Source organism: Bacillus coreaensis, assembly GCF_050586445.1.
Taxonomy (GTDB): Bacteria; Bacillota; Bacilli; order Bacillales; family Cytobacillaceae; genus Robertmurraya_A; species Robertmurraya_A coreaensis.
This window is the reverse complement of record NZ_JBOCCY010000001.1, coordinates 600,084-611,440: the sequence shown is the minus strand read 5'-3', so window position 1 is coordinate 611,440 and position 11,357 is coordinate 600,084. Positions and strand designations below refer to the sequence as shown.

General features: G+C 38.7%; 9 protein-coding genes and 2 pseudogenes. 5 read left to right on the top strand and 6 right to left on the bottom strand.

Features of this window, described 5'->3' with window-relative positions; genetic code table 11:
• Positions 1-24 precede the first annotated feature (24 nt).
• Both ACQ5H4_RS03165 and ACQ5H4_RS03160 read right to left on the bottom strand, forming a co-directional pair.
• Positions 25-810: a 4Fe-4S binding protein gene (locus ACQ5H4_RS03165; protein ID WP_430773528.1), complete on the bottom strand. Its 786-nt coding sequence runs from the start codon at positions 808-810 to the stop codon at positions 25-27.
• A complete protein-coding gene (locus tag ACQ5H4_RS03160; RefSeq protein ID WP_430773527.1) occupies positions 794-1,243 on the bottom strand; it encodes a hypothetical protein in 450 nt (149 codons plus the stop codon). The genes ACQ5H4_RS03165 and ACQ5H4_RS03160 overlap by 17 nt, the downstream gene beginning before the upstream one ends.
• Before the next feature lie 394 nt (positions 1,244-1,637).
• Here ACQ5H4_RS03160 and ACQ5H4_RS03155 point away from each other — a divergent pair, with 394 nt between their 5' ends.
• The 3 genes and pseudogenes from ACQ5H4_RS03155 (at position 1,638) to ACQ5H4_RS03145 (ending at position 3,697) form a co-directional block, all read left to right on the top strand.
• Positions 1,638-1,919, top strand: a complete 282-nt coding sequence (locus ACQ5H4_RS03155) for an AbrB/MazE/SpoVT family DNA-binding domain-containing protein (protein ID WP_430773526.1) — start codon at positions 1,638-1,640, stop codon at positions 1,917-1,919.
• A gap of 498 nt (positions 1,920-2,417) precedes the next feature.
• The gene (locus ACQ5H4_RS03150) at positions 2,418-2,687 is read left to right on the top strand and encodes a winged helix-turn-helix domain-containing protein (RefSeq protein ID WP_430773553.1); all 270 of its coding nucleotides are present in this window, start codon (positions 2,418-2,420) and stop codon (positions 2,685-2,687) included.
• 165 nt (positions 2,688-2,852) lie between these two features.
• A pseudogene (locus ACQ5H4_RS03145) lies at positions 2,853-3,697 on the top strand (multicopper oxidase domain-containing protein).
• Between the two features lie 73 nt (positions 3,698-3,770).
• Here the strand turns inward: ACQ5H4_RS03145 and ACQ5H4_RS03140 are convergent.
• A complete protein-coding gene (locus ACQ5H4_RS03140) occupies positions 3,771-4,277 on the bottom strand; it encodes a hypothetical protein (protein WP_430773525.1) in 507 nt (168 codons plus the stop codon).
• 709 nt (positions 4,278-4,986) lie between these two features.
• Here ACQ5H4_RS03140 and ACQ5H4_RS03135 point away from each other — a divergent pair.
• Together ACQ5H4_RS03135 and ACQ5H4_RS03130 are read left to right on the top strand one after the other, a co-directional pair.
• The gene (locus ACQ5H4_RS03135; RefSeq protein WP_430773552.1) at positions 4,987-5,214 is read left to right on the top strand and encodes a LysR family substrate-binding domain-containing protein; all 228 of its coding nucleotides are present in this window, start codon (positions 4,987-4,989) and stop codon (positions 5,212-5,214) included.
• 243 nt (positions 5,215-5,457) lie between these two features.
• Positions 5,458-5,535, top strand: a pseudogene (locus tag ACQ5H4_RS03130) (aldo/keto reductase); the annotation flags it as partial.
• A gap of 248 nt (positions 5,536-5,783) precedes the next feature.
• Here the strand turns inward: ACQ5H4_RS03130 and ACQ5H4_RS03125 are convergent.
• Genes ACQ5H4_RS03125 through ACQ5H4_RS03115 form a run of 3 tightly spaced genes read right to left on the bottom strand, consistent with a single transcriptional unit; the run spans position 5,784 to position 11,241 of the window.
• Positions 5,784-7,361, bottom strand: a complete 1,578-nt coding sequence (locus tag ACQ5H4_RS03125; RefSeq protein ID WP_430773524.1) for a SagB family peptide dehydrogenase — start codon at positions 7,359-7,361, stop codon at positions 5,784-5,786.
• Between the two features lie 23 nt (positions 7,362-7,384).
• Positions 7,385-9,331 (bottom strand): TOMM precursor leader peptide-binding protein, encoded by a 1,947-nt coding sequence (locus tag ACQ5H4_RS03120; protein WP_430773522.1) that lies wholly within the window; start codon positions 9,329-9,331, stop codon positions 7,385-7,387.
• Complete coding sequence (locus tag ACQ5H4_RS03115; protein ID WP_430773521.1) at positions 9,328-11,241, bottom strand: putative thiazole-containing bacteriocin maturation protein; 1,914 nt, start codon at positions 11,239-11,241, stop codon at positions 9,328-9,330. The genes ACQ5H4_RS03120 and ACQ5H4_RS03115 overlap by 4 nt, the downstream gene beginning before the upstream one ends.
• Positions 11,242-11,357 lie beyond the last annotated feature (116 nt).

The window sequence follows — 11,357 nt, the reverse complement described above, 5'->3', positions numbered from 1 at the left end:
ATAAATCCAACCATAGTATCGAGCTTAAACTCTAAAATTACAATTTATAAAATACTGAGAATACTGGAGAAAACGCGAGTTTTCACTTTGTTTATTGAGGGAGTTCTTTACACAATTCCCACAAATATTACACTCTGCACTCGAATCCATTGTCCGAGGAAATTGGAACATCGGACATCCTTCCGCTTTGTCGCTCCCCTTAAAGCACGCTTGTGTTTTACAAGTCTTACATATATCTGGAGTACCTCTTAGTTCTAGTGCACCTGATCTTGAATAGTTTCCTGCTAGTCCTCCAAGAAAACAAAGAGTCTTACAAAAAGTTCTTCGTTCATAAAATACCGATGTCGCTACAACCATTGTTACTAACAATAGTAGCAGATAACCTGAACCTCTTGGAGACTCTACAATGCCCCAGACATGATCGCTATAAGTTATCGCAATAAAGAATAAATCAATTAGCCAGATTCCATACTTTCTTAAAAATTTTGGCATTGGCCGCTCGCTACCGACTAGTTTTCTTATAATATCACTAACTTTACCGAATGGGCATATAGCACACCAAAATCTCCCTGTAGCTATAAAAAGAATAGGAATTAACGGCCACCAGAGAACCCAAGTCATGGTTGTACCAAAGTTACCATGCGGACTTACTGTTCCTGCAACTAATTCAAATACAATGATAGAAAAGACAATTAACACTATCCATTGAAAAATACCTGGATACCACTTACTTTTCATGAATTTTTTTAGGATTGGTATAGATAATAAATTGAATGGAGTTTTTGGTACTGGATTATTTGGCATAGACATTTTTGTTTCCTCTCCTTCTAATCAATTTATTCCATATGCCAATGAGAATAAATGTGAGATTAATTAGGCCAAATATGGATAATACTAAATAATTCGGAGCACTTTCAGTAATTTCTTCAGATCCGTGCCCTTCCTCGGCCGCGTGGTCGTCTTCTTCTGTATTGTGACTATCTTCTTCCACAACTTGATCACTGTGTTCGGAACTATGATTGTTTTCTACTTCATTCCCCTCTTCTTGTTGATTATCTTCTGAACCTAAATTTTCATTAGTTTCTTCTTCATGACTAGCATGAGTCTGATTACTACTCTCCTCATCAGCACTTGTTTGAGTTGAAGGGTCATTATGGCTTTCTCCTTGACCTTCATCTGCAAAAGATAGTGAACTATTAAATAACAAAAAGAAGAAAATTACGATTGCTAAAACCCTCTGCATTACTTTCAACCTCCATTAAAATGTTCTTTAACATAATCACACTCTATAGTGGAGGTTTGCATATTCCATGATTTTTATTTGTATAAATTAAGAACAGATTTTCTAAAATGTGATAAACGTCATTTTTTAATTAAAAAAGAAAAACACGCTTCCAATATGAAAGAGTGTTTTCAGTACAATTTCTAAGGGGCCTATTTTAAGAATTAAATATAACATATCCTTGTTCAAAAAATATCCATATTTGAATGGAGTTTGTAACAAATTGGAGATTAATTCTTAATATTAATAGCCTAAACATTTTCTTTAAATTCCTTCATTTTCTGCACAGTTTCTGAACACTTACCTATTAAACTAAAACTACTTTTATTAATCATAAAAAAGTTGGTGAGCAAAAATGTTTTATAGACGTTTACTCAAAACTGGGCAAATAACAATTCCAAAAGAAATAGAAAAAGAACTTAACATCAAGGAAGGTCAATATCTATCATTATATAAAGAGCAAGGAAAAATTTTCATAGTTAAACACCACTCTAATCCCACATTGAACCAATGTATTTATAGGTACAGTCGAATCTCCTTACCCGTAGAATTACGTAGATTAACGGGATTCAACGATGGAATGCTACTTGCAGTGAATTTCTGCAAGAATGAACAAAAGATAATAATTGAGGGCTAGTATCCGTAGGAGCATTCTTATGAAGCTCATATAAAATATGATTTTTTTCAAAAATCATGGTCTGGAGGTGGATATTATTACTACGGTACTTGTTCTTGGGGATGTAAAGTTATTAGGTGAAGATAGTTATCTACTTCTACATGAATCAAACTTTCTTATTGTTCGAAATTCCCTTATAGATGCTAGTAGTCTTATTCAAAAAAAATCTCTAGACCTAATTATAGTACTTGGTCAAGGTCCGGTTAGTATATGCAAGAGTATTAGAAAAATCACAAATACACCTATAATTGTTGTTAGGTCGTTACTAGGTAGTAAAGAAGAAGGAATCCAATCCCTTAACTCGGGTGCCGATGATTATCTATATGGTAACGCTCATAAAGAGGAATTCTTCGCAAGAGTTGCAGCTGTATTAAGGCGCGCAGGGAATCACAAACCAATAATTGAAATCAACCAACTGGTCTGGAACAAACTATCATTTGAATTAAAATACAATAAAAGATAGTTCCACTTGCTCCAAAAGAGTTTAATATCATTGGTGTATTCTTAAAAAACCCTAATAAAGTCCTATCTAACGAAAACCTTATCCAGGAAGTATGGGGAAAGAATAAAAAAGTAAACTCAAGAACATTGCATTCTTACATTAGAACTATAAGGAAAAAAATGAGAACAGTTGAATATCCCATCGATTTACATTTGACCACCGTTTGGGGAATCGGCTATCGATGGGATTCGTTAGAAGAGATTTCTACTGTAAATAATGTTTATTAGTTTCTAAGCCTTTTACTTATATAATTTGAACTTTTTATGAAATACCACTTACAATTCACTAAATTATTGTCTTTCGGTGATTTAAATCGTTTAATTTCAAAAATTAGTACCATTTAATCAACAGTTTCTGCATTTTTTAATTTTAATATTATTCCTGTAAATCAAATTGGGGGATTCTATTATGAAAACAAAACTTGTTTTACCATTATTTTATTGTTGTTACTTCTTTTGCTGTCAGCATGTTCTACTACCAAAGAGGAAGCCTCTACTAGAAATAATAGTAAAAATAATATCTAAACCAGCACAACCTCAACTCTCACTGACAATGAATTTACTATTGTAGCTAAAGAGGCTATGCATGAATTAAATAATAATGTGTCAGTAGAGGCTTGGACATTCAATGGTTCTGTTCCCGGCTCTCAAATACGTGTTCAAGAAGGAGAACAAGTTAAAATACGACTTGAAATTGAGCTTCCTGATCCAGTAAGTATTCATTGACACGGAATCCCTGTGCCTAATACTATGGATGGAATTCCAGGGGTAACACAAAATGCCCTTCAACCAGGAGAATCTTTTATTTATGAATTTACAGTAACGGAACCTGGTACTTATATATACCATACTCATTAAGATGGGGTAAATCAGTTAGATAAGGGACTTTATGGTTCCTTTATCGTTGAACCAAAAATAAAATCATATGATCGTAATTATTAATAAATAAATCTTCAACAGATGATCACCCGATGCATTTACATGGACACTTCTTTCAAGTGCTTAGTAAAAATGGAAAACCATTAGAAGGTTCCCCTATTGTAAAAGATACTATAAACCTTAAACCTAGCGACGAATTTGTTGTTGCCTTTAAGAAGATAATCTAGAATCTAGGTAACTGGTTATTTCACTGTCACGATCTACACTATGCCACAGCAGGAATGGTGTAGATCGTTCAATATGACGATTTTAAATCAGAATTTGCTCCTGACCCGGATGCTAATAACTCACCGGAATAAACCTGATAATAAAAGAATGCGACAGTTTATTGCAGTCGCATTCTTTATTGTATCTAAATAATATGTCACTTACTTATTCGCTTAAATCACCTCTAAGCCATTTAAAAGATCTTAATGGAACACTATTAATATTTTCAAGTTTAAGTTCAATAAAAGATACATCACTATCCCACTTACCTTCCATCGTTAGAACCCCCTTCGTATGGTGACTATCAGCACTTATTGTTTCCCAAGTAAAATTGCTCACATTCTGTCTCTGACCAAAAGAAACCTTCGCAACTTTATCTAACTCATACTGTAACAAATCAACAGAATGTGTGTTCATCTCCACTTCAAATGCAATTCTCTCCTTTTCTTCTTCAATTAATGGAGTAACACTGATTGTTACTTCTCCTTGCGAATCAGATTTCTCTATATGATTAGTAACGTTTGTCTCAACCTCTGTTGTTTTACTCTCTTCCTGTTTTTCAACAATATCCTTAACATCCTTACCAACAGCAGAAACCACAGCAAAATAACTCGCAACGGCTATTATTCCAAATAACATAATCAAACTGGATACCCGTATCAACTTTTTCATATTTCCCACCTCTTTACCTTAATAGGTATAAAATCTCATAAAGATATGCAGAAACCTTAGAAAAACGTTGAATTATTTATGAATTTCTTTACGCATAACACTTAAAGTTTTTATTATTAATAAACTTCACGATACAGTTCTATTGGAATTATAAATAGTGAGAGGTAATTATATTTGTCTATCAAAAATGCATTTGAATACAGCTTTTGAGGTTTAAATATACATACTTTTTGATACATACTTTTCATTTCTTAGAGCGAAAACAGTCGGAGATATGGAAACATACAAAGGAAAAATATAGAATCAAGGTAACACAAACAAACTGGAACACATTTACCTTATTAAATCTATCAGTTATGGTATTCAAAATTAATGTCCGGAGGTAAATATGAAAGTAATTGAAATTCATCTCCATACTCCGGCCTCCTATGATTATTCCCTTATTGAAAGAAGAAACTATCCTTTTAGAGATTGCTAAGGGGAATTATGATGGAATTACTTATATAGAACAACTAAGGGGAAAAAACATACTTTTGAGTCATTCATCTATTACTTGGAATTGAAATTACATGTTCAGATAAAAATCATGTCGTTGGCATATTTAAAGATAGTTTCTATAAAGAGGTGCAAAAATTTATAGATAAATTTATCTATTCTATTAAAGATGGAACACTAGAAATAAGTTTAACGATAATTAACCAAATAGCCAATTGTTTTAGCCTTACCGAAAGAACATCATTTAGCTTCCGATACTTCTCCAATTAATCTTGCTGATATAGCTAATGAGCCGTTTATTTTAACTGGTAGAGATGCAAATCCAAGACATTATGATGGGATGATTAACAGTTGTTTTCAGGCAGGGTTTAGCCCAAAGATCGTACAAGAGACAAAAGAAATGTCTAGTGTTATATCTTTAGTTTCATCAGGAATTGTGTAGCGATAGTACCAACATCCATACAATTATTACTAAATAATGTGATTGTTTACCGTGAAATTGAGAATATAACGTTTAATACTACTACAGCTCTAGCATGGGAGAGTGGGAATAGATCACCACTTGTAAAGGCATTTATTGAATTAACAAAAAACAAAGTCATCCCGTTATTTAAATAATAGAAGACTGATCTTCCTAAAAAACTCGGTTTTCTTCAACAAAGAGGGCATTAATCCTTCTTGGACTATTAAGACAGGTTATCGTCTGATAGATACAGCTGCTGTTTATCAAAACGAGGAAGCTGTTGGCATAGCAATTAAAAGGAAGAAATAACATGTTTGGAAATGAAGTTTTGGTTTCTATAGCTAAAAAATCCGAGCCCAGGTGATTTTACGCTGGTTAACCCAAAGAGATGTAGTAGTGATTCCAATTAAAAAGGAGATGTATAAGGTAGACGTTAAGATTCAACCTTTATACACCTCCTCAACTGGTGCGGCTCCCCAAGTATCTATAACTATACCCCCTGTTTCAGCTAAAGCTCTGAATCCACGCTTTTTTCATGAAGCAAGCTTTTAACAATGCAAACCTCCTACTAACCAAGGCCGGTGTTGATAAGAACCAATGGGAATCTGGATGAGAGCCGTATTTCCTTCAGTATCCAATCTATACAGGTGATCACACAATTTCACATCATATCCGAGGAGAGGGTGCCCTCCTAATCCTAAAGCTGATGCAACGATGAGTAATCGTTGCACGAGCATACCTGCCTCCATCTGCTGGATACGATATCCTCTATATCCAAATGCATCTTTATCGTAATCCTTCTCTCCTGTAACATGAAAGCAGAGTGGGACTTGGAGTAAATTGACATTATCCATTGACATCCCGGATTGGAGCAGGAGTCGGTGATCCCCGGGTTGGACCTGTCTTAGTGCATGGACATGACGTTCATAGTGATATGCACCATCAGGGATCCCTTCTACATTATACATACAAACACTTAGAGTGACGCGTGGCTCATGGTTATGATACACAGCTTCCAAATCATTTCGATACGAAAAGGAGTCCGTCGTCTCCTGCAAGAGATAAGCTACTAACTGTTGACTGACTTTTCCCAACACGAAATCCAGGCTAGGAGAAAATCGATTTCGACTTGCAGTTGCCAAATCATATGACATCCACTCTGTTTCTGGCAGTGCTAACAGTTTACCTTCAGCTTTCACATTTTGCTTTTCCTTGACAAATTCAAACGAAGAAGGAGAATTTTGCATGGTTGCTTGATTTAATTTGGTTAACATAGGGAATTCTTTAACCTTCTTTGAGCGGACATAGTGATCAGGCTGAATCGCTTGGTATTCCCGGATCAGCTCTTCTGAGGATACCACTCTTTCCCTTTCACTCCCGTTTGCTGACCAAATGGTAGGTTCAACCGATAACGGGATGACCGCATAAACGCTTTCCTCTTTTTCCGATAAACCTAGCAAATGATTTACGGCCTGATCCAGATATTGAAAGTACACCCCTGATTCCCAGCTAAACCGTTTAGATACTTCCAAGAGCTGCCCCATCAATACACCCGCATCCAAACCCTGCAGTCGGTATGCAAAGTTATTATATTTGAAAAAATTTTTCCAAAACATCGTCGACACAAAAACCGTACTAAAACAAGAAGATACGTCACAGCGATAACCAAGAGCCCGGGTAATATATGAATCGAAATTACCTTCTCGCAGCAAGACCAAGCGGTGGTGTGCCACATCGTAATGGTAAACCCCGTGGGGCAAATCATCCATTTTCAGATATACGTATAATTCGTTTGGATACAACCCTCCACCCGACGGAGCAAATCTTCGGAACGATTGCATCATGTCTGTGTGGTTCTCTCCAGAACTTGATGAGAAAACAGATTGACTAAATTGAGTCAGCCCGAAGACATACCATAGAAAATGACTGATTTCACGAAGATCGGGCTTTACGGGAGGTTTAGAACCTTCAAGTGTCAACGGTACATTTAGAGATAATGGTACGACAGGCAAACCGCGGTATAGTTTATAGGCAAGTGGTCCATCCTCCCAATCCACCTCCCAATTCGGGATGCTTGCCTTCTCAATATCGAAATGTAAATTGTGCAAAAACTCATCACAATTCATAACAATCGCCTCCTAGTGACTGCTTATGGAAACGGATGAGGATGGGGATTAAGCTGTTCGGTCGTCAGCGGTTCCGTTGTATATCCCAATTCCATCGGGACCCTTAACACCCTCTCGAGTCCGGTTATTCGTGTAAGATGCTGTCCGAATGTCATTGGAAGCATTCCTGGAATCAGCACTTTTACACAATATAGGTTGTTTTGAAGCGTTTCCGATGTCGACTGATCCACCACAATCACATCGAGGTTTAATCGGCGAAATTCTTGAAGAAGTTCCAATAGATCATCGGTTAGATTTAAATGCTTACGTCTAGAACCATATTCCTCATCAAAGGTTCTTAATGGGCGATTGTCCTCTAACAAAAACTTTAGGCGCTCTTCGGCCTCCGGTAATCCATACAACATCCCATGATCGTCCATCTGTCTTACCAAGCTTGAGTCATGTAACATACGCACATACTCCGACTTGTTTTTCTCCAATTTCTCATCCAATGACAACATCATCCCAGCTAACTCGTGAACCGCCGTTTTTACCGCACGTACGGGGTCCAAATGAGCTCCAGCCGCACATATCAGATTCAAACCTGTTTTCTTTCTATTTTTTGCGATCGCTAAAATACTCGGAATTCCGTTCTCCATGGTCGAGTTATATAAATGTAAATCATAGCCGCCAACCGTTTGCATCCGGTCAATCATTAACAGAAGCTCTTGATCTGCCGTGGAGTATGGATCAAGACGCGGCAAAGGAAGCTGCGCATACCAAGTCATTAAGAACGAATCCCGCTCCACCACTTCCAAAATACCATAGAAAATAGCTTCTTCTAAACTACCTCCTAGCGCACATCCGTTGGAAGTCTCATAGACGAACCCTCGCGATTCGCAACCCAAACTGTAATAAGCCAGCAACTCTGGGACCAGTATCGGACGCTCCTGCAAAAATGAATATCCCCATACCCAATTGATCGGGCGATCGGGATCAAATTCTTCAAATGGAAAACCAGGCCTTTGGTACTGTTCTTTTTCGTGCACACCTACTTCAATCGGAAGGAGTGCCTGATTTTTCAACCGGTTATAACTATCATGGACCACGGTCCGTTTACCACGGGGCTGAAGTCCACAGTACCGCTCCAATCCTTCCAATATCGCCGTTAACTCACTTACCGCGTAGGAGTTGGTCCGACCCGCTGTTCCCTCATCTCCTTCGAACAAAGGCAGATTAACACTTACATCCGCAAAGGTATGAACAAGGTTGACATGTTTTTCATTTAAAAGCCCTGTACGAGGATCTAGATAGTCTTTCACTAAAACTGTACTCAGACTATCTAACGAACGGGTGCGGAAATGGTCACGGTTAAACTTCGGAGTATGTCTCAATGAAACACCTGCCATTTCGGGTGAATCGACTGGTATTGAACTGCAAACGGGACACGAAGGGACAGGTAGGAACTTATGCCAGGAACAATTCAAGGTTTTCAGATTGAGAAAACAGACTTTTTCTTCGGAGGCCGCCTCTTTTCCTTGTATGATTCTTTTTACCTCAGCTTCGATTATGTGTGCCAACTGTTGGAGTCCTGTACGTGATGCCCAAGCTTCCTGGTGTATTCCCCCATTTGATTCCAACCGCCTCTTTATCTCCCGCATGTCTCTACGGTCGTGTCCTGTCAAAAGACGTCTTGTCTCCACACATTGAGTGCAACCCGGGGTACCAGGCCGAACTAGAGGACCTATGATTCCTTCACCAAAAGAAACAAAACCTCGCAGCCATGGAGTGTTGATACGACGAAACATCTGTTCTGCTTGTTGATAAACAGAGGGATTCCAAACATCCTGCAGCACCAATGCCAAATCGATGGTGGCTGGTAGGATGCTCTCGAAATTAGATTTACGAACCACTAGGTATTGAGAGGACATTTCTTCACATATGAAGTCTGATAATATCCCTTCTCCGACCATTAACACAACGGCACTCACTTGAATCCCTCCTCTTCAACCAATACCCCGAATACCCCGACCAATTCCTGTTTAAGAAAAGGTTCCACATCAAGTTCATACACCTGAAGCTGCTTTCTGTTCCGTTCAAGGACTTTAATTGCTTCCTGGAGGTCCTCAGAACTAATCCTGTCTTCACACGTAAGAATTTCTATACTTTGCGGTTCTTTTTCATCCAAATATAATGAGGTAAATTCCAATGATCGCGGTGTTTCCGATTCTCCATGGTTTTGGCCTTTTGCAATTGCCTGCTGCAGCGCGTTTCGCAGTGCCAAGGATCTATTAATATCTACACTGCCATACCATCCGTCTCTTGTGCCAACCCACACAACCGGAAATCCCGACACATTCTCCCCTAAGGCAATGGTCGGTGCACCTTGCATAGTCGTTAGGGACTGTAAATAAAAACGGCAGCGTTGATCCTCCACCTTCCTGAACTTCACTATAGAAACGGAATAACTCGGCTCGAGGCTTTGTCGGATTAACTCCTCTTCCAAACATTTTTGCAGCCCCCGCCAAACCCCTTCCGCTAACATAACACCAGCAGCTATTTTCACTTGTGGAGGCAGTTCAAAGATGTCGGCCATTTTTGAGACATACATTTCAATTCCGGTCAGCCCTGCTTCTATTCGCGCTTCCTGATGTGTCAGTGCTGAACATACCCTCTCCTGCAATAGGTCAGTTGGTCCCTCGGTTAATGGATTAACCGCCTGAACCGAGCACTGCGATAATGGTAGCTGCTTTAAATCTCCTTCCTCCCATTTGTGAAAAATCCCTGATACCTTGGATGTTAGCTGATTAAAGTGAACCAGTAATGAACTCGGATCACGATTTTCTGTTCTCTGTTCCAGTCTTACATTGATATCCTCTACTAATCTAACAGACAGATGTCCAGTTACTAGTGGATGAGGAATGAACGGATGCCAGTTACCTTCAAGTGTTTCTAAATCTAGAAGAAAGAATCGTTCTTTCTGTTCCTTTTCAGACACACCTGTAACATGCTTATACAACTCAAATACAATCACATTGGCAAGCATGGATCCTGCTGTTAGAGAATATGCGGAAAATGGCTGCTCATTAGTGAGAGCTGTTTGGTGAAGACGGCGCCATGCAGACTCCCAACACCCCTCTGAATTTGGATGCACGAACGGTCCAGCTAACCCGACCTGTTCCAAGCAAATAGCAGGGAGAAACACCTTCTTTCCCTCCCTGCTAACCTTATGTAGAAGTCGTAGTTCCTCTACATCAGCCTTTTCTGAAACATACAAAATGTAATCAAACGGTTTCATCACTTCCTGCCAATCTCTTTCCTTGTTTTTGGTAAGCTCCTCTATCTCCACTTCATCGTCTGTTTTACGGGCACGCGCCACAAGTTCGTTCAACCGTCGTCTATTGGTCTGATCCGTATCCATTATCAGGATTTTGAACTTGGGATGTCCGGAAGTAAGTAACGAAGAAATCAACGAAATAAAAAATGGCCCTGATCCTACAGCCAACACATTCGACTGTCGATAGCATTGAAAACGGAACGCTCCTGAATCTATTAAGTTATCGACAAATTCGATTTGAGAAGCATGGTTTTTTATAACCTGTTCTGTCAATTGATGCGGACGTTCTTGGCTTACATCGCGAGCAAAACCGTTGCTTACTAGTGTTTCTGCAATTTCAAACACTCTGTCCCGGTATGGACCCGGTAATCCGGTTGTCAAATACTCCAAAGTGTGCTGGCCATTAAACATCGGCATTAACTTTTCAACCCACTTATCGATCATACTACCTTCCATTCGGAAGGAACTTACATTGTTCCGAAAAAACACACCGCTGTTGGGGTATGGGAGAAAAAACGTGTCCCTTTTTACTTTCAGACGCGCAGAAGGGGTTAAATTTGTCACTTTCTTTCCTCCTTAGGTCCTCATCATTAATTATCATCACTATTATCCTATGTACTGCAATTTGTCCCTTATGTTTATACTTATAGAGAAGAGCCCCTGCGACAATTGCAAGGGCT

What these genes read in the sequence shown, in the direction of transcription:
- ACQ5H4_RS03165 (WP_430773528.1), bottom strand. Translation starts at nt 810, where the DNA reads ATGTCTATGCCAAATAATCCAGTACCAAAAACTCCATTCAATTTATTA.
- ACQ5H4_RS03160 (WP_430773527.1), bottom strand. Translation starts at nt 1,243, where the DNA reads ATGCAGAGGGTTTTAGCAATCGTAATTTTCTTCTTTTTGTTATTTAAT.
- ACQ5H4_RS03155 (WP_430773526.1), top strand. Translation starts at nt 1,638, where the DNA reads ATGTTTTATAGACGTTTACTCAAAACTGGGCAAATAACAATTCCAAAA.
- ACQ5H4_RS03140 (WP_430773525.1), bottom strand. Translation starts at nt 4,277, where the DNA reads ATGAAAAAGTTGATACGGGTATCCAGTTTGATTATGTTATTTGGAATA.
- ACQ5H4_RS03125 (WP_430773524.1), bottom strand. Translation starts at nt 7,361, where the DNA reads ATGAATTGTGATGAGTTTTTGCACAATTTACATTTCGATATTGAGAAG.